At 62.1% G+C, this 22,143-nt stretch carries 30 protein-coding genes; 15 read left to right on the top strand and 15 right to left on the bottom strand.

All coding sequences use genetic code 11. The features are described from left to right. Window positions 1-981 (bottom strand): hypothetical protein, encoded by a 981-nt coding sequence (locus tag M6D32_RS11935; RefSeq protein WP_298256275.1) that lies wholly within the window; start codon window positions 979-981, stop codon window positions 1-3. A 475-nt stretch (window positions 982-1,456) separates the two neighbouring features. Here M6D32_RS11935 and M6D32_RS11930 point away from each other — a divergent pair, with 475 nt between their 5' ends. Beyond that, entirely contained in the window at window positions 1,457-2,659 is a 1,203-nt protein-coding gene (locus M6D32_RS11930) for a L,D-transpeptidase (protein WP_298256273.1), read from the top strand. 247 nt (window positions 2,660-2,906) lie between these two features. Here M6D32_RS11930 and M6D32_RS11925 read toward each other — a convergent pair whose 3' ends face one another. Next, on the bottom strand, window positions 2,907-3,866 hold the full coding sequence (locus M6D32_RS11925) for a D-2-hydroxyacid dehydrogenase family protein (protein ID WP_298256271.1): 960 nt from the start codon (window positions 3,864-3,866) through the stop codon (window positions 2,907-2,909). Window positions 3,867-4,043: 177 nt separating this feature from the next. Further along, window positions 4,044-4,247 (bottom strand): hypothetical protein, encoded by a 204-nt coding sequence (locus tag M6D32_RS11920; RefSeq protein WP_298256269.1) that lies wholly within the window; start codon window positions 4,245-4,247, stop codon window positions 4,044-4,046. 256 nt (window positions 4,248-4,503) lie between these two features. On the opposite strand from M6D32_RS11920, the gene ettA reads away from it, so the two are divergent. Next, window positions 4,504-6,156, top strand: a complete 1,653-nt coding sequence (gene ettA / locus M6D32_RS11915) for an energy-dependent translational throttle protein EttA (RefSeq protein WP_298256299.1) — start codon at window positions 4,504-4,506, stop codon at window positions 6,154-6,156. Window positions 6,157-6,223: 67 nt separating this feature from the next. Here ettA and M6D32_RS11910 read toward each other — a convergent pair whose 3' ends face one another. Beyond that, on the bottom strand, window positions 6,224-6,481 hold the full coding sequence (locus M6D32_RS11910; protein ID WP_298256267.1) for a BrnA antitoxin family protein: 258 nt from the start codon (window positions 6,479-6,481) through the stop codon (window positions 6,224-6,226). Between the two features lie 86 nt (window positions 6,482-6,567). Between M6D32_RS11910 and M6D32_RS11905 the strand changes: the two genes are divergently transcribed. Together M6D32_RS11905 and M6D32_RS11900 are read left to right on the top strand one after the other, a co-directional pair. Beyond that, entirely contained in the window at window positions 6,568-6,768 is a 201-nt protein-coding gene (locus M6D32_RS11905) for a hypothetical protein (protein WP_298256265.1), read from the top strand. A gap of 2 nt (window positions 6,769-6,770) precedes the next feature. Further along, on the top strand, window positions 6,771-8,006 hold the full coding sequence (locus M6D32_RS11900; RefSeq protein WP_298256297.1) for a lytic murein transglycosylase: 1,236 nt from the start codon (window positions 6,771-6,773) through the stop codon (window positions 8,004-8,006). A 129-nt stretch (window positions 8,007-8,135) separates the two neighbouring features. Here M6D32_RS11900 and M6D32_RS11895 read toward each other — a convergent pair whose 3' ends face one another. Further along, window positions 8,136-8,402, bottom strand: coding sequence for a hypothetical protein (locus tag M6D32_RS11895; RefSeq protein ID WP_298256263.1), 267 nt, complete (start codon window positions 8,400-8,402; stop codon window positions 8,136-8,138). Window positions 8,403-8,656: 254 nt separating this feature from the next. Further along, entirely contained in the window at window positions 8,657-8,968 is a 312-nt protein-coding gene (locus M6D32_RS11890; RefSeq protein ID WP_298256261.1) for a hypothetical protein, read from the bottom strand. A 175-nt stretch (window positions 8,969-9,143) separates the two neighbouring features. Here M6D32_RS11890 and M6D32_RS11885 point away from each other — a divergent pair, with 175 nt between their 5' ends. The 3 genes from M6D32_RS11885 (at window position 9,144) to bfr (ending at window position 10,537) form a co-directional block, all read left to right on the top strand. Then, entirely contained in the window at window positions 9,144-9,389 is a 246-nt protein-coding gene (locus tag M6D32_RS11885; RefSeq protein WP_298256260.1) for a hypothetical protein, read from the top strand. Window positions 9,390-9,569: 180 nt separating this feature from the next. Then, window positions 9,570-9,836 carry a (2Fe-2S)-binding protein gene (locus tag M6D32_RS11880; RefSeq protein WP_298256258.1) on the top strand — a complete coding sequence of 89 codons (267 nt, stop codon included), beginning with the start codon at window positions 9,570-9,572 and terminating at the stop codon, window positions 9,834-9,836. Between the two features lie 212 nt (window positions 9,837-10,048). Then, window positions 10,049-10,537, top strand: coding sequence for a bacterioferritin (bfr, locus tag M6D32_RS11875; protein ID WP_298256256.1), 489 nt, complete (start codon window positions 10,049-10,051; stop codon window positions 10,535-10,537). A 141-nt stretch (window positions 10,538-10,678) separates the two neighbouring features. On the opposite strand, the gene M6D32_RS11870 is transcribed toward bfr, so the two are convergent. From M6D32_RS11870 to M6D32_RS11855, 4 genes are all read right to left on the bottom strand, one after another. Further along, window positions 10,679-11,284 carry a pyridoxamine 5'-phosphate oxidase family protein gene (locus M6D32_RS11870; protein ID WP_298256254.1) on the bottom strand — a complete coding sequence of 202 codons (606 nt, stop codon included), beginning with the start codon at window positions 11,282-11,284 and terminating at the stop codon, window positions 10,679-10,681. Window positions 11,285-11,524: 240 nt separating this feature from the next. After that, window positions 11,525-11,887 carry a DoxX family protein gene (locus M6D32_RS11865; RefSeq protein WP_298256252.1) on the bottom strand — a complete coding sequence of 121 codons (363 nt, stop codon included), beginning with the start codon at window positions 11,885-11,887 and terminating at the stop codon, window positions 11,525-11,527. 205 nt (window positions 11,888-12,092) lie between these two features. Beyond that, complete coding sequence (locus tag M6D32_RS11860) at window positions 12,093-13,133, bottom strand: alpha/beta fold hydrolase (RefSeq protein WP_298256250.1); 1,041 nt, start codon at window positions 13,131-13,133, stop codon at window positions 12,093-12,095. 29 nt (window positions 13,134-13,162) lie between these two features. Continuing rightward, window positions 13,163-13,408: a DUF2188 domain-containing protein gene (locus M6D32_RS11855; protein ID WP_298256295.1), complete on the bottom strand. Its 246-nt coding sequence runs from the start codon at window positions 13,406-13,408 to the stop codon at window positions 13,163-13,165. Between the two features lie 134 nt (window positions 13,409-13,542). Here M6D32_RS11855 and M6D32_RS11850 point away from each other — a divergent pair, with 134 nt between their 5' ends. Together M6D32_RS11850 and M6D32_RS11845 are read left to right on the top strand one after the other, a co-directional pair. Beyond that, window positions 13,543-13,809 carry a DUF2277 domain-containing protein gene (locus tag M6D32_RS11850; RefSeq protein WP_298256248.1) on the top strand — a complete coding sequence of 89 codons (267 nt, stop codon included), beginning with the start codon at window positions 13,543-13,545 and terminating at the stop codon, window positions 13,807-13,809. Between the two features lie 26 nt (window positions 13,810-13,835). Further along, window positions 13,836-14,159 carry a hypothetical protein gene (locus M6D32_RS11845; RefSeq protein WP_298256246.1) on the top strand — a complete coding sequence of 108 codons (324 nt, stop codon included), beginning with the start codon at window positions 13,836-13,838 and terminating at the stop codon, window positions 14,157-14,159. Between the two features lie 51 nt (window positions 14,160-14,210). Here M6D32_RS11845 and M6D32_RS11840 read toward each other — a convergent pair whose 3' ends face one another. Next, window positions 14,211-14,981, bottom strand: a complete 771-nt coding sequence (locus M6D32_RS11840) for an SDR family oxidoreductase (RefSeq protein WP_298256244.1) — start codon at window positions 14,979-14,981, stop codon at window positions 14,211-14,213. A gap of 144 nt (window positions 14,982-15,125) precedes the next feature. On the opposite strand from M6D32_RS11840, the gene M6D32_RS11835 reads away from it, so the two are divergent. Beyond that, window positions 15,126-15,617, top strand: a complete 492-nt coding sequence (locus tag M6D32_RS11835) for a hypothetical protein (protein ID WP_298256242.1) — start codon at window positions 15,126-15,128, stop codon at window positions 15,615-15,617. A gap of 266 nt (window positions 15,618-15,883) precedes the next feature. Continuing rightward, complete coding sequence (locus M6D32_RS11830; protein ID WP_298256240.1) at window positions 15,884-16,306, top strand: hypothetical protein; 423 nt, start codon at window positions 15,884-15,886, stop codon at window positions 16,304-16,306. A gap of 43 nt (window positions 16,307-16,349) precedes the next feature. Here the strand turns inward: M6D32_RS11830 and M6D32_RS11825 are convergent, their stop codons facing one another. Together M6D32_RS11825 and M6D32_RS11820 are read right to left on the bottom strand one after the other, a co-directional pair. Beyond that, the gene (locus tag M6D32_RS11825; protein WP_298256238.1) at window positions 16,350-16,817 is read right to left on the bottom strand and encodes a DUF6691 family protein; all 468 of its coding nucleotides are present in this window, start codon (window positions 16,815-16,817) and stop codon (window positions 16,350-16,352) included. A 4-nt stretch (window positions 16,818-16,821) separates the two neighbouring features. Then, the gene (locus M6D32_RS11820; RefSeq protein WP_298256236.1) at window positions 16,822-17,244 is read right to left on the bottom strand and encodes a YeeE/YedE thiosulfate transporter family protein; all 423 of its coding nucleotides are present in this window, start codon (window positions 17,242-17,244) and stop codon (window positions 16,822-16,824) included. Between the two features lie 154 nt (window positions 17,245-17,398). Between M6D32_RS11820 and M6D32_RS11815 the strand changes: the two genes are divergently transcribed. Beyond that, window positions 17,399-17,833: a hypothetical protein gene (locus M6D32_RS11815; RefSeq protein WP_298256234.1), complete on the top strand. Its 435-nt coding sequence runs from the start codon at window positions 17,399-17,401 to the stop codon at window positions 17,831-17,833. 195 nt (window positions 17,834-18,028) lie between these two features. Here the strand turns inward: M6D32_RS11815 and M6D32_RS11810 are convergent, their stop codons facing one another. Both M6D32_RS11810 and M6D32_RS11805 read right to left on the bottom strand, forming a co-directional pair. Then, window positions 18,029-18,856, bottom strand: coding sequence for an arylamine N-acetyltransferase (locus tag M6D32_RS11810; protein ID WP_366145832.1), 828 nt, complete (start codon window positions 18,854-18,856; stop codon window positions 18,029-18,031). 97 nt (window positions 18,857-18,953) lie between these two features. Then, window positions 18,954-19,220: a hypothetical protein gene (locus M6D32_RS11805; protein ID WP_298256232.1), complete on the bottom strand. Its 267-nt coding sequence runs from the start codon at window positions 19,218-19,220 to the stop codon at window positions 18,954-18,956. A gap of 317 nt (window positions 19,221-19,537) precedes the next feature. Between M6D32_RS11805 and M6D32_RS11800 the strand changes: the two genes are divergently transcribed. The 3 genes from M6D32_RS11800 to M6D32_RS11790 all read left to right on the top strand — a co-directional run bounded on the left by M6D32_RS11800 (window position 19,538) and on the right by M6D32_RS11790 (window position 22,142). Further along, a complete protein-coding gene (locus M6D32_RS11800; protein ID WP_298256230.1) occupies window positions 19,538-20,107 on the top strand; it encodes a hypothetical protein in 570 nt (189 codons plus the stop codon). 834 nt (window positions 20,108-20,941) lie between these two features. Beyond that, entirely contained in the window at window positions 20,942-21,151 is a 210-nt protein-coding gene (locus M6D32_RS11795) for a hypothetical protein (RefSeq protein ID WP_298256228.1), read from the top strand. Window positions 21,152-21,395: 244 nt separating this feature from the next. Further along, window positions 21,396-22,142: an OB-fold nucleic acid binding domain-containing protein gene (locus tag M6D32_RS11790; RefSeq protein ID WP_298256226.1), complete on the top strand. Its 747-nt coding sequence runs from the start codon at window positions 21,396-21,398 to the stop codon at window positions 22,140-22,142. The last annotated feature ends 1 nt before the right edge of the window (window position 22,143 follow it).

The raw sequence follows: 22,143 nt of genomic DNA, 5'->3' as shown, positions 1-22,143 counted from the left end.
CTATTGCCGCTGGCGTGTCGTGACGGCGGGTTGCAGGTAGGGTTGCTGCGGCTGCGCCAGGGGCTGTTGCAAGAAGGGATTGGCCTGCAACTGTTGTTGCGCCAGGAGGAGCCTTGCCCGTGCGGCGAGGCGGCGCCGGCGTAGCGCGCGCCGCGCTTGCAGACGTTTCCTGATCAAGCTTTCATCGGGTCTGGCCCGAGGGAGCTTCACTTCCCGCGTTTGGAGAACCGACTCGTTGTCGGTGACCTCAACCGGCGGTCCGCCAAGCGTCGCGATTTTCGTTTCAGCCTCGCTGGTCTCCGCCGTCATTGCCGGAGCGGCTGGGGTCGCCGGCGCGGCTGAAGCGGCCGGCTCGGCTGGCGCGGCGGCGACCGCTGATGCCGTGGGCGCCGGCGGTGTGACGATCGTCGGATTGGCTGGTGGCGGAGGCGCTGGCTCCGGCTGGATCGCGGCCGGTTCGCTCGCACCGGATGGGGCATCGGATGTCCCGAGCGCTGCCGTCTTTGTCTCGCCGGCGGCGGCCGGCTCGGCGACGGGCGCGGCTGGTGCGGCCTCAGACACCAGCGGATTTTGCGTTACCGGCAGATCGACCGGTGCACTATTGGGCGTCGTAACCTCTACCGGAGCGTCGGCGGGCCTTGCTGCGGCGACCTGATCGGCCTTTGCGGGCTCAGTTGCCGCCGGTGCCGGCTCGGGACGAGCCGCGACGATCGCAGGCTCCGACAGCTCTGCGGGAATAGCCGCGGCCGGGGCGGAAGCGGCCGGCTTCTCTGTCGCCGGCTCGACGCGCAGGGTCGCGAGCATGGGCAGCGTCGTCTCAGGCGGCTGCGCGAAGGCGACTTCCGGCGACCCGCGCCAGGATGAATTGCTGGCAAACGATTCATGAGCCGCGCGCAGCAGCGCCGCCGCGCCGAGCCCGAAAATGAGGAGCGACATCGACAACATGATCGCTGCGAACAGGAAGCGAAAACCAGGAAGCATGGCGCGCGTAAATCTTGCAAAACTGGGGCGGATGGGAACGCGGTGGCCACTGAAATCGGACGTGCCAACGGCCTTGGATTCACAAAAGCGCCCGGCGGGAGGCGGGCGATGAAAAAGGGCCGTTGGTGGAGAAGAACTGCCGCGCGCTAGAAGCGACAAATCACGATCACAGACGAATCACGATCACACAAGAATAGCGCAACGGTTTTACGCCGCTCGTTAAATCTCGTTCTCGACCTGGAATCTCAAAGCGCCTGTCACTTCGCCGCCGCAGGTGATGATGGTCGCCCCTCTGCAAGCCGCCTTTCCACGCAGGAATCTCGCTAGTCGGGCAGGAACCGGTGAAAAGCCGGGTTTTTGCGGCATCACAAAATGGTCGTATGCAGCTGGAACAGCTATTTTGTCTTGAATGCGCCGCGATCTTCGGTCATCTGCCGTTAACGATCCGGTGTCGCCTTGGGGCTATACAAGAGGAATGATGACCAATCGCATTCTGACGATTTGCGCGGCGGTTTCTGCTGTTTTGGCGGCGGAGACCGTGGGGACCTCGCTTGCGTCGGCGCAGAACTATCCGCCGTCGGGGGCTGTCTATTCGCCCTCTCCGCAGGCCTATCCGCCCTATCCGGGTGATGCGCGGTCGCAGCGTCCGGCCGATTTCGACTCGCTGGAAGACGATGAGGGACCAAACGGGCCCGGTTCGACCGCCTTGCCGCCGCCTGGCCCGGCCAGCCGTCCGATTTATTCCGATCGCGGCCCCGTGATGTCGCCTGACGATCCACGTTATGGCCGTCCCATGCCGCCGCCTGGTGGTTATTCGGGCCCGGTGATGTCGCCGGATGATCCGCGTTATGGCCGCAGCGATGCGCCCGCGGTGATCTATGCCGACCGGCCTGCTGGCGCGACGCCGCAGCCTTATGGCTCGCCGCCCGTCGATGACCAGGGTCGGCCGCCCGGCGCAATTGGATCCGCCAACGTCACTGGCACCGTGCAGCCGCCGCAGGGCGCCGCGCCGCAAGGGCCGGAAAACAAGACAGTCATGCTGTTGCCGCCGGAGGAGCAGCCGGAATCGGGGCCGGCCAATCTGGCGCCTAATCTGCGCCGGCAGGAAGTCGCCTTCGCCACCAAGGAGCCGGCAGGGACGATCATCGTCGATACGCCCCACACCTATCTCTATTACGTGTTGGGCAATGGCCGCGCGATCCGCTACGGCGTCCGCGTCGGCCGCGACGGCTTCACCTGGAACGGCGTGCAGAAGATCACGCGCAAGGCGGAATGGCCGGATTGGCATCCGCCGCCGGAAATGATCGATCGCCAGCCCTATTTGCCGCGCTTTATGGCCGGCGGCCCTGGCAATCCGCTCGGCGCGCGCGCGATGTATCTCGGCAGCACCGTCTATCGTATCCACGGCACGAACCAGCCGTCGACGATCGGCAAGTTCGTCTCCTCGGGCTGCATCGGCATGCTGAACGAGGACGTCTCCGACCTGTTCGCTCGCGTCAAGGTCGGCACCCGCGTGGTCGTGTGGCCGGGCAATCCGCCGGCTTCGACCACCACGACGGCTTCTGCCGCACCTGTGCCGGGATCGACTGCGGGACAGGCGATGCCGCCGGCGGGCGCTCCTGGCACCAACCCGGCGACCGCGGTGCCGCCGCTGCCGCCAGCGGTGACGGTGCGCTAAAGCCGTACCGAGATCGAGAAACTTACGAAAAGCGCGCCAACGGCGCGCTTTTCGTCGCGTCCACAGCGCTGTAGCCAAAAACGGCGTGATCGTTCGGCCAGCGGCCGTACCGAGTTGCGACGGGTGTTTCCAACGGTTCTCGACGAGTAGAGACGGGATAGCCAAATCCCCGTCATTTCGAGGGGCGACGTCGCCTCTGCGCGGGTCTCGACGGACAAGCCGCTATCGCTCCCGATGAAGCCTCGATTTACGCCAGACGCCGCACCGGCTCGCCCTTGAACCAGCCGTCGATGCCTTCGACCATCTGGTTGTAGTGGGCGATGAAGGTTTCCTGCGTCGCGTAGCCAAGGTGCGGCGTCAGCACGAGATTGTCGAGCTTGCGGAAGGGATGGTCGACCGGCAACGGCTCGACCGAGAACACGTCGACGCCGGCGCCCGCAATCTTGCGCGCCTTCAAGGTTTCCAACAGCGCCGTCTCGTCGATGATCGGTCCGCGCGCGGTGTTGACGATGAAACTCGTCGGCTTCATGCGGGCGAGATCGGCGGCGCCGACGAGACCCCGCGAACGGTCGCTCAGCACCACATGGATGGTGATGATGTCGGCGGTCGAGAACAGGTCTTCCTTGGTGGCGTAGGTCACGCCGACTTCCTTGCAGCGCTCGGCCGTCAGGTTCGGACTCCAGGCGATCACGTTCATGCCGAACGCTTTCGCCAGTCCCGCAACCTTGGCGCCGAGCTTGCCCAGGCCGACCACGCCAAGCGTCTTGCCCTCGATCTCGATGCCGACATGCTTTTGCAGGTATTCACCAGCGTGCATGCGGGAGCTTTCGCGGCCGATATTGCGGGTCAATTCCAGGATCATGCCCATGGTAAGCGGCGCGGTGGGATCGCGCGGCCAATGCGTGCCGCACACGGCAACCCCGCGCTCCTTGGCGGCCGTCATGTCGATCGAGTTGTTGCGCATGCCGGAGGTGATCAAAAGCTTCAGCCTGGGCAGGCGTTCGAACATGGCGCGCGGGAACGGCGTGCGTTCGCGCATGGCGCAGATGATCTCGAAATCCTCTAGCGCGCTGGCTGCGGCCTCCGGTGAGGCGAAGGGCTCCCGGAACACGGTGACATCGACGCGATCCTCGACCTTGGACCAGTCTGCGACCGCCAGCGAGAGGTTGAGATAGTCGTCGAGAATTGCACAGCGCAGCCGCGTCATGGGAAGGTCCGTTCATGGCGATGGTGACGGCGCATCATGCGCGCGTCTCGGGACGTGACCCCATGGTCGCGCGGCGCGCTTGTTCAGGCAAGCGCCGCCATTATCAAAATGTGGTTGGGAAGACGGTGCCGCTCTGCGTTACCGGCGGCCTCGGATGGCCGGCTAGGTAGCGCAAGGTCAGCCGGCGCGCTGAGATTTAATCGTCTGCTTGGCGCGGCAGGCCGGACCGGGCCCGCGCATATAGTGCAGTTCGGGACGGTAGGGGTCGAACGCCTTGGCGAAGAACGCGCTGAAGAAGGCACGGATTCCGGCGAGGACAAGGCTGTGGCCGTCGTGGCGGTCTGCCGGAGGGGAAAGGGAAGCCAAATCGATGATCGCCATGACGAAACCTGTCTTTTTTCTTTCCGGCGTCTTCTGACACGTTGGACGCCTTTTTCCGGCGTCGCGTTCGATTTTCGGCCGCAACTTATTAAAAGAAGGTTTCAATTGTCGTGATCGACCGATCCCGTATTCGTCCGTGGTGAACGGACGGAAAACGCCGGGTGCGGTCGCTGGAAAGGTTGCCCTTTGGGGGCTGCGCCGCTACATCAGCCGCAAGCTCAACGTGCTTAAAAATCCCCTATTTTCAGGAACCTCGATGGCGCGCCAGTTCGTCTATTTCATGCAGGGTCTGTCCAAGACCTATCCGCCCAACCGCAAGGTGCTGGATAACATCCACCTGTCGTTCTACCCGGACGCCAAGATCGGCGTGCTCGGCGTCAACGGTTCGGGCAAATCGACCCTGCTCAAGATCATGGCCGGGCTCGACAAGGAATATACCGGCGAGGCCTGGGTCGCCGAGGGCGCCCGCGTCGGCTACCTCGAGCAGGAACCGCATCTCGACGCCACCAAGACCGTCCGCGAGAACGTCATGCTGGGCGTCGCCAAGCAGAAGGCGATCCTCGACCGCTACAACGAGCTTGCGGTCAACTATTCCGAGGAAACCGCCGACGAGATGACCAAGCTGCAGGACGAGATCGAGGCCGCAGGCCTCTGGGATCTCGACAGCAAGGTCGACCAGGCGATGGACGCGCTGCGCTGTCCACCCGACGATGCCGATGTGACGAAGCTCTCCGGCGGTGAACGCCGTCGCGTTGCGCTGTGTCGCTTGCTGCTCGATCAGCCGGAACTGCTGCTGCTGGACGAACCGACCAACCATCTCGACGCCGAGTCCGTCTCCTGGCTCGAAGGCCATCTGCGCAACTATCCAGGCGCGATCCTGATCGTCACCCACGACCGCTATTTCCTTGACAACGTCACCGGCTGGATTCTCGAACTCGATCGTGGCAAAGGCATTCCCTACGAGGGCAACTATTCGTCCTGGCTGGGACAGAAGCAGAAGCGGCTCGAGCAGGAGAGCCGCGAGGAGGCCGCGCATCAGCGTACGCTTGCGCGCGAGCAGGAATGGATCGCCGCTTCTCCGAAGGCGCGCCAGGCCAAGTCGAAAGCGCGCTACCAGCGCTATGAGGATCTGCTGAAGCAGGCGAGTGAGAAGCAGACCCAGACCGCGCAGATCACCATCCCCGTGGCTGAGCGGTTGGGTCAGAACGTGATCGATTTCGAAGGGCTCAGCAAAGCCTATGGCGATCGCGTCCTGATCGACAATCTAACCTTCAAGCTGCCACCGGGCGGTATCGTCGGCGTGATCGGCGCCAACGGCGCCGGCAAGACCACGCTGTTTCGCATGATCACCGAGCAGGAAAAGCCGGACTCCGGCGCGATCACGGTCGGCGAGAGCGTACACCTCGGTTATGTCGACCAGTCGCGCGACGATCTCGACGGGAAGAAGACCGTGTGGGAGGAAATTTCCGGCGGCAATGAACTGATCCTGCTCGGCAAGCGCGAGGTCAACTCGCGCGGCTATTGCTCGTCCTTCAATTTCAAGGGCGCCGATCAGCAGAAGAAGGTCGGCGCGCTATCGGGTGGTGAGCGTAACCGCGTGCACCTGGCGAAGATGCTGAAATCCGGCGCCAACGTGTTGCTGCTCGACGAGCCGACCAACGATCTCGACGTCGACACCTTGCGCGCGCTCGAAGAAGCGCTGGAGGATTTCGCCGGCTGCGCCGTCATCATCAGCCACGATCGCTGGTTCCTCGACCGCATCGCCACGCATATGCTTGCCTTCGAAGGCGACAGTCATGTCGAATGGTTCGAAGGCAACTTCCAGGACTATGAAAAAGACAAGATGCGCCGCCTCGGCCAGGATTCCGTCATCCCGCATCGGGTGAAATACAAGAAGCTGACGCGATAAGTCTCACTGCTTCGATTAGTGAGACTTGCCGTGCGTATAGGTTAGGGCCTCTTCGCAGGCGGTTCCGTCATTCTACCTTTTCCGCCAACCACATCTTGATCAGCGACTGATAGGGAACGTCGCGCTTGTTGGCGGCGATCTTGATTTGCTCCAGCAAGCCCAGCGGCAAGCGAATTGAAATTGCCGTGGTTGAAGGCTTCAGATTCGGAAAGCGTATGCGCTCCGCCTTTCTCCAGTCGACGTAATCGGTGGAGTCATGCGTCTCCCAGAACTTCCGCTCTTCGGCTTCCGTCTTGAATTTGGGAGGCAAATTTCGCTTGGTCATTCGGCTGGGCCCAGATTTGAAGGCATCTCCAGGTCGGGCTGGCCGCTATGGTTCACAACGATCCGGAGCTATGATAACCTTACACCATGGCTGATGCAGACAATATCGTTCTTGAACACTTGCGCCACATTCGTGGCGCCCTCGATGATGTACGCGATGATATCCGAGAGATAAAGCAGCGCGTCGGAAATCTCGAGAACCAGTACGCCAATATGTCGAACCGCCTTGATCGGATGGATGTTCGTATCGAGCGCATCGAGCGCCGTCTCGACCTAACCGACGCGTGAGCATTCGGTTGCTCGTCCGTATTGCGTGCGTACTTGGCCTGCTGCTGATTCTGCTGCCTCTCCCCGCCAGCGCCGCGCCCGACCCTGCCTTCACGCAATTCATCGCCTCGCTCTGGCCCGAGGCCAAGGCGCAAGGCGTCTCGCGCGCGACCTTCGACCGCGAGACCGCAGACCTCGAGCCTGATTACAAGCTGCCGGACCTGATCCTGCCGGGACGCCCCGCAACCGGCGCGCCGTCGCAGGCGGAGTTCGTGCAGGTGCCGGCCGACTACATCAACGAAGCCTCGATCGCGAGGCTGGCGGCCGAAGGTCAAAAGCTGATGGCGAAATATCGCGCTTCGCTGGAGGCAATCGAAAAGCGCTTCGGCGTGCCGGCGCCGATCGTGCTCGCGATATGGGGCCGCGAGACCGATTACGGGCGTTATACACTGCCCTATGACGGCGTGCGCGTGCTGGCGACGCAGGCCTATGTCGGCCGGCGCAAGGATCAGTACCGCAACGAGTTCGTTCTGGCGCTGAAATTGATCAATGACGGCGAGGTGACGCGCAAGGATCTGCGCGTCTCCTGGGCCGGTGCGACCGGGCTCACGCAATTCCTCCCCTCAGAGTTTTACGAGCACGCAGTCGATTTCGATGGCGACGGCCGCAAGGATATCTGGCACTCGGTGCCGGATGCACTGGCGTCTGCCGCGGCGCAGCTCGTCAACAAGGGTTGGCAGAAGGGCCTGCGCTGGGCCTACGAAGTCACGCCGCCGGCGAATGTCGACTGCACGTCAGGGGTGCCGGAGGTGACCAAGCCGCTTGACGAATGGCGGCGCGAAGGCTTTGTGCCGGTGCGCGGGCAGCGATTGAGTGCGGCCGAACAGGCACAAGAGGCGTCGCTGTTGCAGCCCGAGGGCATTTACGGCCCATCATTTCTTGCCACGAAGAACTACTTCGTGATCAAGGAGTACAATTTCTCCGATCTCTATGTGCTGTTCGTCGGCCACCTCGCCGATCGAATGGTGAGCCCGCTTCCGTTCGCCAGACCATGGTCGGCCGCGAAGCAGTTGCGCACCCAGGATGTCGAAGCCATGCAGCGCGGCCTTACCCGCGTTGGTCTCTACGCCGACAAGATCGATGGCAAAGCCGGAATGCTGACGCGCTCAGCGCTCGGCGCCTATCAGAAGCGGACCGGGCTCAAAGTAGATTGCTGGCCGAGCGAAGCGGTGCTGCATTCGATCGAGCAGGCACGATAGCACCCGAGCAGGTCGAGCGACAGCGAGGCCGTTAGCGAACGGTGCAAACGAAGCCAGCGTCCCGATGGCTTGGAAAACCAAAAACCCGGCTGCGAGGCCGGGTTTTTCCTCGTCAAAGCGAGCTTGCGATCAGTCGCAGTACTGAACGCGGCGGAAGCGCCACTCGTAGCCGTCCCAGAAGCGCTCACGTACCCAGCGGCACGGGTAGGGTCCGGGCGCGACGTAAACCGGGGGCGGAGGAGCCTGGCTAGCGGCAACAGCGCCGCCGACGATCGCGCCACCGATGATGCCACCGGCAATCGCCGCGCCGAGCGCACGCTGGGCACTGGCCGGGGTTGTGGTGGCAAGGCCGGCTACCATTGCCAGAGCAAGGAGCGCAGCAAAGGTCTTGTTCATGTGTTCAACTCTCCTGGAGATGCGACGCCTGGGGGGGGCGCCAGGGGGGCAGTTCGATTCGCACGCCGAGTTTGAAATTTACGCTGCGGCCCAAGAAGCGCGCAACGGTCAACCCGAAGTAAACGTGCTTGGGACATTGGCCCGAAAAGCGGTTTTTTCGGGCCAACACTCCCGTGACACTACGGAAATCAGGCGAGATGGAGGGCCATCTCGCCTGATTTAATGAAGATGAATAGCCGTCAGTTGAACGGGCGTCAGTCGCAAACGCGCACGCGGCGGAAACGCCAGGCGTAGCCATCCCAGAAGCGCTGACGCTGCCAGTAGCAGCCATACGGTTCATTGGCGACGTAGGCCGGCCCACCGTAATAGGGGCCAGGTCCGGGTCCGTAGTAGTAAGGGCCGGGGCCATAATAGTAGGGGCTCGCGGCTACCGCGCCGCCGACAATGGCGCCACCGATCAGGCCGCCGGCGATCGCCGCACCGAGCGCGCGCTGGGCGTGGGCGGGGCTCGCTGCCGAGAAGGCCAACGTGGCCACGGTGGCCAGTGCCACCAGTACTTTCCTCATGGCATCACCTTTCAGATTGAACATGAGACTGCGTTCAAGCGGTCTACTCACGAGAGGTTCCCATATATCACTTGAACGATCAATGAACGGGGCTGTCATAATACCGGCCTAATCAGGCGGCGTCGGGAAAAATGGTGCAATGCACAATAGTGACTGCCATGGGGGATAGTGAGTCGTGAAGCAGGCGTTATTGGCGATGACGATCATGGTCGCCGCGGTCCTCCTCAGTTGGTTCGTGCAAGGCGTCCGGCGCCGCAAAGGGCAGGACCATGCATCGGCGCATGACGGTTCGGTCAGCGTCGAAGCGGCTGGCAGTTGCTGGTTCGACGGGCAGGGCCATTCCGGGGATCACGGCGGCACTAGCGATGGCGGCGGGAGCGATGGTGGCGGCGCACATGGCGGTGGAGGCGACAGCGACTGAAGGGCGCGGCCGTTTGCCAAACTCCGTCGATCTACGGAGCTCGCTTTTTGGATTTTAGATTCATTCCAAAGTGAACCGTCTATCAGTTTGGAATTGCTTCAAAACTCCGCTTTTGTCTTTGCATCCGGCGGCCTCATCCAATATTTCAGGCTCTGCATCACCAACGGGCCTCCCGCTTCAATGATCGTCTGTTCCTGTAACGTGCTGAGCGACAACGACGTCCGCAGCGCCGTCGAGAGTGCGCAAGATCTCCCTCGCAATGCCAAGCAACTCTATGGCTGCCTCGGTTGCAGCGCCGAGTGCGGCCGTTGCGCGCGCACGATCAAGACCATCATCGACGATGCACTCGGCGCCTGCGCCAAGGCGTGTTGCTCCGGCTGTCCGCACAACCATGCTGCAAAGCATCAGCACGGCGATACCATCCTCCCGCTCGAAACCGTCGCCTGAACCCCGGAACTTACCGCGAGTTCTCCGCTTCCCGCGGCATGGGCACGATTGGCAGGCTGCCAAACCGCTTAAACTTTGGCGGACGATGCGCTACAGCAGGAACCGGTGAGGATATTTAGGTTTGTTAGTGCCCTTGACTTTCCGAAGTTCGTGGAAGTCGGTGCTGAGGCAGGGTACGAACTTCGGAAAGTGGGCACTAAAGGGAAGCTATCATGCAAGGCGACGCCAAGGTCATCGACTATCTTAACAAGGGTTTGCGCCACGAACTCACGGCCATCAACCAGTACTGGCTGCACTACCGCCTCCTGGGCAATTGGGGCCTGCTCGAGATGGCCAAGACCTGGCGCAAGGAATCCATCGAGGAGATGGAGCACGCCGACCGCTTGATCGATCGCATCATCTTCCTCGACGGCTTTCCCAACATGCAGGTGCTCGATCCCCTGCGGATCGGCCAGAACGTCAAGGAAGTCATCGACTGCGATCTCGCCGCGGAAATCAGCGCGCGCCTGCTCTATCAGGAAGCCGCAACCCACTGTCACGGCGTGAAGGATTACGTCTCGCGCGATCTGTTCGAGAAGCTGATGAAGGACGAGGAACATCACATCGATTTCCTCGAAACCCAGATCGACCTAATCGGCCGCATCGGGCTCGAACTCTACACCCAGAAGCATGTCGGCGGCCTCCAGGGCGAGGAGCACTAGCGCTCTTCAATCATCCCTCGAGACGGCGCAAGCGCCTCCTCGGGATGAGGTCCTCAATTTGGGCGCGAGACCCCCATGGTGAGGAGTCACGCTTTTGCGTGGCGCCTCGAACCATGAGGCCACCTATCACGAAATCCGGAATCAAAGCTGCGTCTTGTAGCGCGCCTCGACCGCGGCTTGCGTTTCCGGCTCGCCGAGACTGGTCTGATCGTGGATGACCTGGCTGATCGATGGAAACATCGCGCGCTCGACCTGCGTATCCTTCGACCACAGTTTTGAACGCATCAGCGCCTTGCCGCAGTGGAAATAGGCCTCATTGACGTCGATGCGCAGCACTGCGCGTGGCGATTTTCCGAATTCTTCCATCGCCGAAAGCAGAGCCGGATCGGCCGTGAGCACGCCGCTGCCGCCGACGCGCAGCGTCTCGTCGAGGCCGGGCACGAAGAAGATCAGCTGCAAGAGGCCGCTACCCTCGACGATGTTCTTGAAACTGTCGATCCGGTTGTTGCCGGGGCGGTCGGGCATCAAGAGCCGGTTGGGTCCGTCGACATGGATAAAGCCGGGATGGCCGCCGCGCGGCGAGGCGTCGACGCTGCCGTCGGTGCCGGACGTGGCCAGCACGCAGAACGGCGACATCTCGATGAATTTCCGCGCGTGAACATCGATCGCTGGCCGCGCCTTCGTGATCACGCGCGCTGTCGGATCCGGGTAGATCTTCCTGAGGTCATCGGGGCAAAGCTCGCTCACGTCAACTCTCCAAAATTGCGGGCGCCAGCCGCAGAATTATCACCGGGACCAGATCACAGCTACCGCGAATCGCGCCGCAAGTGCGGCGAATTTGAAGTTCCTATCAGTTTCGCCGTGAGTTCGTTATAGGAACTTCAAATTCAAAGCCGCTACTCAAATCAATAAGTTGCTAGAGCTCCTTTGATTCCGAAGTTCGCATCGGAGGAGCCGCAATAGCTTGCGAACTTCGGAATCGGAGCTCTAGGGCCAGTCGATGATTTCAGCGCTGAACAGCGCCCACCAGACCAGCACCGGCTGGAAGGCGAGCCTGGGGCCGTGATAGAGCCAGCTGTTGGCGATATACGGCAGGTCGATGCCTTCGATGGCGTGCTTGAAATTGGCGGGCCACACGCAAATGGCGTAGGCCGCGAGTGCAACTCCTGCCCAGCGTCGGAATGGCCTGGTCACCAGCGCCACGGCGCCTGCCAGTTCGCACAAGCCGGTCACCAGGATGACCTGCGGCGCGAAGGGCACCCATGACGGCGTGATCGCGAGCAATTTATCCGGCACGACAAGATGAGCGATGCCGGCCGCGACGTAGAACCCGGCCATCGTCCAGCGCATCACGGCGCGCAGGGTGACGAGGCGCTGGTGTTTTCGCCCTCACTAGAGCTCCGATTCCGAAGTTCGCAAGCTATTGCGGCCCCTCCGATGCGAACTTCGGAATCAAAGGAGCTCTAGCAAGTTATTGATTTGAGTAGCGGCTTTGAATTTGAAGTTCCTATAACGAACTCTCGGCGAAACTGATAGGAACTTCAAATTCGCCGCACTAGCGCAGCAGCTCCTCAAGCGCCAGCTTGTAGAACTTTGCGTTCGCCGTCGTGCCGTGGCCGCGTGTCTCGGTTGACGCCGGGATCAGATCGAGCTTGCCATGCTTGACCTGGGCCAGTGCATCGATGATGACGCCGGTTTCGGGCGGGTTGCGCTCGTCATCGACCGCGTTGATCGCGAGCAGCTTCGCCTCGATCCGCGAAAGCCCGGCGGATGCATCGTAGTCGTGCGAGGACCCCCACTGATAGATGAAGTCGTTGGCGTCGGTGGCGATCGGCTTCGCCAGCTGCTCGGCGACCATGCGATCGGCCTTCTCCGCCGTCGGCGCCTGGTCCTGATAGGCGAGCGTGCCGCCGGAGCTCGCGAAGCGATAGGCTGCGATGGCATATTTCATCATGCGCGGCTGGCTCGTGTAGTTGCCGTTTTTGTAGTCGGGATCGTTGCGGATGGTCTCGATCATCATCCGGCGCAAGATCCAGTTGCGCGCCGCCATCGCGGTCGGTTGCGAGGCCATCGGCACCGCTACGTCCATCATGTCGGGATATTTTTCGGCCCACAGCCAGGTCTGCATGCCGCCCATGGAATTGCCGATCACGAGCCGCAGGTGCTTGATGCCAAGGCCTTCCGTCACGAGCCGGTGTTGCGCCTCGACCATGTCATCGTAGTCGTATTTGGGAAATCCGGTCTTCATGCCGTCGGAGGGCCTGGACGATTTGCCATGGCCGATGCCGTCGGGAATGATGATGTAATATTTCGAGGCGTCGAGCGGCTGGCCCGCGCCGAACAGCTCTCCGGCAAAGGCGGGCGTCAACATGCTCGCCGCCGAGCCGCCGGTGCCGTGCAGCACCAATACCGGCTGGCCGGTCGGCTCGCCCACCGTGGTGTAATGCAGCTTCAGCTCTGCCATCACCTCCCCGCCATGGAACTTGAAGTCGTGCACGATGAAGTCGCTTTGCTTCGGCGGCGGATAGTCCGCGGCGACAGCGGCAAATGACATGGCGACGAAAATCGCGGACAATAGCGGCCGCAAACCTCTCATGGCGTTATCCTCATTTGATGGCTTGCGCGTTACGGTGTGTCCTGAACATCGGTCTCGGGGCGGTCACTGCCGGAGGCGGCTTCGGTGTGCCATTTGCCGTCAGCGGTCTCATATTGGATGGATTCTGTCCGTCCTGGCACGCGTTGCTCGAGGGCGGCGCGTCGGGCGGCCGCCAGGGCCTTGGCGTGGGTCGGGAAGCTTTCGGAGAACACCCCATCGTAGGTATAGGCCCAACCGCTATCGTGTTCGACGATCTTGTAAGTGACATGGCTCATCGGGAACTTGCCTCTCGCCGGCTCGACCGGCTTTGCGGAAAGAGAATGCACGATCTATTCTATGGCAGAATTGGCCGTCCGCCAGACCTTGTCTAAGGAGCGGCCTACGCCGGGCCGTTTTCAGGGAGATCAATATGTGCCGAAACATCAAGACGCTGTTCAACTTTGAGCCGCCGGCGACCGACGACGAAATTCACGCTTCGGCCTTGCAGTTCGTGCGCAAGTTATCCGGCTTCAACAAGCCGTCGCAAGCCAACGAGGCTGCCTTCGACCGCGCGGTCGAGGAGGTCACATCTGCCGCGCATCGGCTGCTTGCCTCGCTGCATACCCATGCGCCGGCGCGCGACCGCGAGGTCGAAGCCGAGAAGGCGAAGGAGCGTTCGCGCCTTCGCTTCGGGTAGTCACGCGCTGCGAAAGAGGATCGTTCATGGTCTGGTATGTCTATGTCGGCTGGTTCTTTGCCGGCGCGTTCCTGACGAACGCGATCCCGCACGTCGTGCAAGGCACGTGTGGCAACCGTTTTCAGACGCCGTTCGCTTCGCCGCGCGGCGTCGGCGAATCCTCGGCGGTGGTCAACGTGGTCTGGGGCTTTTGCAATCTCGCGATCGGTTTCGCACTGCTCTATATTTTCCTGCCGCAGTTGCCGCCGCCGTGGCCGCTATGCGCGGTGGCGCTGATCGGCGGCCTGGTCATCGCGCTCTATCTGGCGCGGCACTTTGGCAAGGTGCGAACGGAGGCGCCGCACCCGTGACCTCTTACTTCCTGCCCTTCTTTTTACGCTTATTTGTCCGTGCATCCGCGTTCAGATCGCCCGGTAGCCGCCATCCGCCATCACGATCGATCCCGTGACATAGGCTGCGAGGTCGGAGGCGAGAAAGATCGCCGGCCCCACGATGTCTTCCGGTTTGCCCGCGCGCCCGAGCGGCGTGTGGTCGATGAAAATCTTGACCAACTCCGGATTGTTGGCGCGCACCGCGGCATTGAGCGGCGTTTCGATCAAGCCGGGGCCGATCGCATTGACGCGCACGCCAAACTTGCCGAGTTCGGCCGCAAGCGCCCGGGTGAAGCCGAGCACGCCGTGCTTGGAGGTGGTGTAGGCCGGCGAGTTCGGCGTGCGCACATGCACGAAGGACTGGATCGAGGCAATGTTGACGATGCGTCCCTTGCTCGCGCGCAAGGGTTCGAGAAGGGCATGCGTCACATTGAATACGCCGTTGAGATTGATCGAGATGATGTCTTCCCAATCCTTGATCACGGCCGAAGCCTCGCCGGCGAAGCCGTTACGGCGGTTGATGCCGGCATTGTTGACCAGGATCGAAACCTGCCCGACCTGTTCCGCGATGAGCTTCGCGACCTTCACGCAGTCCTCGCGGTGGGTGACGTCGAGCCGGTAGCTGGAAGCACGGCCGCCGGAGCGGCGAATTTCTTCCGCGGCCTGTTCGGCCGCCGGTTGGTTGATGTCGAGCAGGACCACCCGAGCGCCTTCGCGGGCATAGCCGGACGCGATCGCGTGACCGATGCCGGAGGCTGCGCCCGTGACGACAGCGATGTGCTCTTCGAGAAGTCCTGACATTTTTTTCTCCGCGTCGATTTTTTGGGAGCTTAACAACTCTGCCGCGCTGGCCACAGCGCTTTCTCGACAAATCAATTCAAATTTGCCGCAACGGAAGCGGAAAGCCTTACCTCCGCCTGGTGTTTCATTCTCTGGGTGTTTGCCATGGACCGGCATCTTGCGGAGTGGAAGCTTGAACTCGATCGCATCTGGTTGGCGCATGCGCCCGACTACGGCGAGGCGATGCGGCTCGCGCAGCTGATTGCCTCTACAAGCGAAGACGAGGCGTTGGGTCAGGCGGCTTCCCAGGCCTTGCCGATCCTGCGATCCGCCGCGCAGGACGGCGCCGATCGCGCAACCAGTGTTGCGGCACGGCGCCGGCTCGGCGTCATTCGCGAGGTGTTATCTGCGCTCACCACGCCGCAATTCGGCAGGCGACAGGCAGCGCCCAGGATGCTGACCATGGAAGAGCACTCCCGCGAGCTTCTGGGATTGCCGCTCGATCGTCGCCTGTCCGAAGCTGAAATTCATCGCGCCTACAAGCTGTTCGCCAAGCGCGCTCATCCGGATGCCGGCGGCAGCGAGGAAGCCTTCTTGCGGATTTCGGCAGCGCATGATGCCCTGCTCAGGGAGCGGCGATTGCCGCCGCGTCGTTAGCGGCTTGGCGGACGGCGAGTGTCAAATCCACGCCACGAGCGGTAGCGGGTTGTGTCGCTGTAGAAGGGGCGGCAGTTCTGACGAGCAGCGCCTAAAGGCGCGATCGGATCGACCCGAATGCTCATGAGTGCCGCGAGTTGTGGAACTGGCGGCTCCAAAATGGTTTCAAAACGACTTCGTCGAGGTTGCAATGCCCCTTCTGTTGGCGCAAAAGCGGCATCCGCTGGCGCAAGGGTGAGCTACGCGTTGCCGCCCGGGAGGAAGAGATGAGTGCTGCGACTGAAGAGAAGGTAGAGGCTGTGCAGCCAGGGCGGCTGCATCAGGCGCTCGGCATTTTTCAGTCCGCGCTGATTGCGGACTTACCGGACGGCGAGGCGGATGGATCAGTAAAGCCTGAGGAGCCGGCGAGCCTGCGCGGCATGCAGGCGGTGAAACGCGAATTTCCGGATCCGAAGGAATTTTTGAGCTTGAGCCTGCGGCTTATGCGTTTCACGGAACTCGTCAGCGACAAGAAGCTGATCAAGTGGGGCATGGTCAAGCACTCGGAAGGCGGCCTCGAAATTCATGACGCCGTCGTCAATGCGCTTGCGGCCGCGCCCATCCGCAAATCCGGCGTGCTGGACAAGGATGTCTTTCACGAACTGGTCAAGGCCGAATTCAACCGCCTGGAAGCGGAAGAGAAGGCGTAAAGGCGCTTCGCTCGCAATGCCGACGTGAGGGGCGAGCGCCGCCTCACCCGTCCGACGGCGTTGCGACGGCGACACTTTGAGCGCCAGCGCTCGCCACACTGCGCCGCTGCCACAGTTCAAAGCCGAACATGCCGAGCACCATCGCCGCCACGAAGACGATGATCGGTGCGGTCAGACTAGCGAGGTTCACCAGCGCAGGGCCGGGACAAATCCCGGCAAGACCCCAGCCAACGCCGAACAGCGCCGAGCCGGTCAGGAGCGGTGCATCGATATCGTTGCGCGAGGGCCAGCCAAATCTGGCGGCAAACAGCGGCGCAACTCGGCGTCGCGCCAGCGCAAATCCTGCTGCGGCCACAGCGACGGCGCCTGCCATCACAAAGGCCAGCGTGGCGTCCCAAGCGCCGAAGAAATCGAGGAAGCCGAGCACCTTTTCCGGTTCGTTCATGCCGGAGATCAAAAGTCCCAGCCCGAAGATGAGGCCGCTACAGAAGCTCGCGAGGATCAATGCCATGATCTTATCCCCCGAAACCGTGACGAACGATCAGAACCGTGACGACTGCGACGCCCATGAAAACCAGCGTCGCCGTGATCGAACGCATCGAGAAACGCGCAAAACCGCAGACGCCATGGCCCGAGGTGCAGCCGTTCCCCATCCGGCTGCCAAACCCGACCAGCAGGCCGGCCACGGCATAGAGCGCGAGATTGGAAGACGAAAGCCGCGCGGCTCCCGGTGCGCCGAACAGTGGCCCGACCAGCGCGGCAACGATGAGCCCGGCAATGAAGGCGATCCGCCAGGCGCGGTCGCTGCTTGCGGTCAATAATCCGCCGAGAATGCCGGAAACGCCGGCGAGGCGCCCGGCCGATAGCATCAACAGCGCGGAGGCGAGCCCGATCAACGCGCCGCCGATCAGTCCGCTCAGGGGCGTGAAATTGTGCATTCTGGTCCCTCCTGTGGCTGGCCGCTCCGAAATTACCACGATAGGGACCCGTCCGCCTGCCGCCAATGCCTTTTTCTGGGCTTGTTCGGTCGGCTAAAGTCCTGCCGCCTGAGATTCGATTTCTCGTTTCGAACGCAAACTCCCGGGGGAACCTATGAAACTGCCATCCGTCTTGCGCGCCGCCGTCCTCACGTTGGCCGCCTGCCTCAGTCTGCCGACCGCGGCCAATGCCGATGATGGCTATGTGCAGCTCACGATCTACAAGGCCGGATGGATCATCGGCGGCAACGGCGGCAGCGGCGTTCTGGATTTCCACGGCCGCCGCTACTCGCTCTCGGTCGGCGGGATCGACTACGGTCTCGTGTTCGGCGGATCGCGCGCCGTGCTGCGCGGCCGCGTCCACAATATCTGGCGGGCGTCGGATATCGCGGGGCCCTATGCGGCGGGCGGCGCGGGCATTGTGGTCGGCGGCGGCGTGCGCGGCATCCTGCTCACCAACGCGCGCGGCGTCGTGCTCGAACTTTCGGGCATGCAGGTCGGCCTGATGGCGAACGCGGATCTCAGCGGGCTTGCGATCGGCATCCGGTGAGACGCTCTTGCTTTTCCCTCCCCCTTGTGGGGAGGGTCGGCGCGAGCGAAGCGAGCGACGGGGTGGGGGTCTCTGAGAGCCAACTCAAAATAAGTCATCTGTCGGATAGCGTTAGCGCCCCCACCCGACCGTTGCTTCGCAACGGCCACCCTCCCCACGCGTTCCGCGGGGGAGGGATCAGAAGATGCGCAGGCCTCATCCGCCGATCTTGTCGAAAATCACCTCCGCTGGCACCGGCGGCGTCACCCTGAAGGTGTCGCTCATCGCGTCGGCCAGTTCCGCCGCGCTTGCGAGCGTGCGCTCACTGACCACCTCACCATCGCGCGCCTCGGTCGACAGCGTTCGATCGACCAGCCGGTAGCGCCGCCTGCCCGACAGCCGCTCCATGATCAGGCGGGTGGTGAGGGGAATCGCCGGGTTGGTCGAGGTGAACCAGTTGCCAAGTTCGTAATCGGACTGAAGCTGCGGTTGCAAGTCGAACACGTACAGCGTTCGCCAGCCGCCCTCTCGTTTCGCATTCAACCAGAGCAGTTCGTCCGATTGTGTGAGCCTATACGTCCCCATCGCGGTGGTCTGCTCGATATCGGCTTTCAGCAGCAGGGGCGCGTCCAGGAGACAGGCGCCGAAGCCGGCGTCGGCCAGATAAACGCCGTCGGCGAGATCGACTTTCAGCAGCATATGTGTCTTCGCCCCCAGCGGACTGTCCGGCGGCGACATCCAGCGCACCCGCCCGGCAAGCCCGGTGACCTCAAAGCCGATCGCCGCAACCGCGGCCTGCAGCAGCAGATTATGCTCGTAGCAATATCCGCCGCGGCGCCCATCGACGAGCTTGGCCTGCACCGAAGCGAGATCGAGCTTGACCGGACGGCGCAACAGCGGATCGAGCGTCTCGAACGGAATTGCATCGAGATGCGCAAGCTGAAGCGCCTTCAGCGTGGCGAGATCGGCGTGAAGCGGGCCGTGATAGCCGATCCGCGCCAGATAATTTTGCAGCCGAAATTCGCCGTCCATGGTCATCCGCATTCACGCAATGGCGATACTGCCATCAAACAAGAAGGCCGGGCAATCGCTCGGCCTTCGATGCCACTCTGCCTCAACCTGAGGCACTCTCAACCCACGCTCACAGCGTGCAGTGACGGGTCATCCGCATGTCTTCCTGGATGGTCGCCGCGGCCGCAAAGGTCGGCACGGTCTTGCTGACGACCTTGTACTGCGAGAACAGCTGCCACGGCTTCTGGGTCAGGTTGGTGTTCCAGATCTGGCAGACGCCGGTGTCGTCCCAGCGGATCACATAGTAGCCGGACTGCTCCTGATGCATCGGACGGGCGATGGCAGCGGTCGAGGCAACGATGGCGGCAGCAGCACAGAGGGCAGTAACGCGACGCATGAAAAGTCTCCCCAAATGATGGATCCCCAGGCACCGCAAGGTGGCCAATGTCGACCGCACGAGGGCGCTGAACGGGGCAGTCCTGCGGCAAAAGCTCTATCGGCGCCAGTAGCAAGCGCGTGATTGCCGGCGGCTTGCCCGCGCCTGGATCGCTCATGTTGCGGGTCATCACGCCCGAGGCCTTCGCCGGCGGCACCAAAGGAGGCGACGAGAGGCGGCGAGACATCGTCTCGCCGCCAAAGGCGAATTGGCTTTCCGCTCATTTGAGAATATGAATCGTGCGCCATTTCAGGCAAGGCAACAAAAGGAGGTGCGGGATGAGAGCCGTATTCGTCTCCTGCCTGCTTGCAGCGCTTGCAACATCGGCGCTGGCGGAGCCTGCCGACACGAAGTCCACGGCTTCGGCTTTCACCTATAGCGCTTCGGGAACATGCCTGGCCTCGCCGCAGGGCTTCAATGCCAGGCTGGAACCGGTCTACACCGGTGTTGCGTGGACGATGACATTCGCAAGCAACGGCAGCGTGGACGATCACGGTGCGGCCAGCGAGGTCGGTCAATTCGTCGATACTGCTTCTTTCGGGGTCGGACCCCGCATGCATGCGCCGGCAGCGCACGCCTACAACAGCACATTCAGTGCCTCGGTCAGCGAATCGCAAGACAACGGCGCCATGTTCCGCGCCGGCGCCGCAAGCGGCACCTTTACAGCCGGTCCCACCGCCGGAAAGAGCTTTGGCATTTCCTCCTTCGAACTCAAACGACTGGCGCGCCGCGACGGCGCTGACGTGTACGGCGGCGCATCGCCGATCGTGCAGACATTCTCGCTCGGCGACGGGACCAAATTCGAGCGCGTCTGTGTGCTGACGGTTACGGTATTTCCGGCGCGGTGAGAGGCAGGTGTTCTGCAGTGCGTAGGATGGGTGGAGCGCAGCGATACCCATCACGGCAGCGGCTGAGACGATGGGTTTCGCAAACGCTCAACCCATCCTGTGTGCTGCTCCGGCACACATCGCGGCGCCGGCGGACCGCTTGACAGACGTCACTCAGCCCTCATCCAGAGGCGTATCGCTGATAGCGATGCATCTCGGGGGTCTCCCGGATTCACGTGTCAGACAGCCTGGTGTAGCGACACTGACGTTCCTTTCAGTGCCGCGGGACACTGGGGCGTCAGGCCGCATTCCCGCGGCGCGAGTTGCGCGCGGGTGATGCACAAACATTTCGCCCCGGATAGAGAGGGCGCAGGGAATGCCGGTGCGTCAGGCGCACCCGCAGCCTCGTGCGCAAGGATAGAAAGCACACGAGTTAGTCACCACAGGTCCACCGGAACGATCCGGCACTCCCTGCGCAATGGTTTTAACGGTTTCCTTCGTGATCTCCCTGGTGAGCCGGGCTTTCTTGCCACCATCCTAAGTCACGATGCCGAGCATCGTCACCAAGTTGACGCCAGCGTCGGGGCGTCAGGACCACACGACTTCGCCGTCCGCGAGCCCGCGCCGTTCGTCTGTTGGCGAGGTCCGCGTCCACCGCATCTCACCCACGTTCGTGACGATCGCGAGCCGCCCCTCTCATCGGGTGAGACGGGGCGAGCTGGTATCGCTGATTTGCCCGACGGGTTAAGCGAAATATTTTTCGCGCGAGGGCTGGACAGACGCGCAAATCAGCAACCGTCATTCCGGGGTGCATCCCCAGGTACGCGCCAGAGAATCCCGAGCTGCGTGACCTCGATGCCAACGTGGATCGCGAAGTGCCTCGATCACACCGCGAGCAAGTCAGAGCAGATCGTGCCGACCGTCACCGGCAAGGTGTACAATCACAGCAAGCGGATGAAGGAAAAGCGCGCGGTGCTGGATGGCTTGGCTGCCGAACTGCGGCGGATCATCGGAAGGCCGGCGGTAGGGGCCGTCGACCGGGCGGAGCTGCCGGTCGCGGCGTGATCAACGCGGATTTGAAAACTTTTCAAATGTGAGCAGCCCGGTCGGCATATCGCCAAGGCCGGTTTTTTGCCGTTCTCTCCTTTGCGGGAGAAAGACCCTTTATTTATCGCATTGAAATTACGAAAGAAACGGGAGTTGGTACCTGCCTCCGTCCCTTGCCGACGATGATGAGCGTAACGTATGATTGACGCCTCCGTCGGATAATGCGCGTTGTTGTTTTTGGGAGCTAACAACGGATTGGTTGATGGCTATTGCCGACCAGATACCTAGTGAACTCACGCTGGAGATCGGCGCCGATCTATCTCCTGAGCGCTTCATGACGGCTGCCCGTGCGTTCTTCGGATATATACAGGAATTGAGCGCGAGCTTTGCTCCAGAGGGGGAGCCCGCGCGATGGGTCGTACGGGTGCGCGAGGGCAGCACATTACTCGGCGTTGACCCAATGCCGGTAACTCCTATTGAAGTCGTGAACGCGGTCTACGCGCGTGCTGAGAAGGGCATTAGGCGCATCGCGGAAGGCGATATTGACGACTCCGGCCTACCTGAAGCAGCGGTGAAGCACTTGCGGACCTTGGCGGAAATATCCGAAGGCACACGAGGTCACATGATTCCGGTCCGCCTTTGGGTCCGCAAAAAGCCGGTCGAGCTAGACCCAAGAATTGCGAGCGTCATCCGGGAGGATTTTAGGGCTGACTACAACGACTACGGGACAATCGAAGGTCGATTGGAAACGATAACCGAGGGCAGTAGCGGCTCTCTACAATTCCAAATCCGCGATGCAATGCTAAAGCAGAAGGTTCGCTGCTTTTTTCCCGAGAACCTGCTCGCCGAGGTCTTCGATAAGTTTCGAAAGCGCGTCGAAGTCTCCGGCGTGATCCATTATCGGAAGAACGGGATGCCTATCAGCATCGAAGCGGTTAGCGTAATCAGCCTGCCCGATGACAGCGAACTACCAACAGCAGGGGACGTGAGAGGCATTCTCCGTAACTGAT

This window comes from Bradyrhizobium sp. (assembly GCF_027307225.1).
Lineage (GTDB): Bacteria > Pseudomonadota > Alphaproteobacteria > Rhizobiales > Xanthobacteraceae > Bradyrhizobium.
The sequence above is the reverse complement of the archived record's forward strand: the minus strand, read 5'-3'. Positions and strand labels throughout refer to the sequence as shown.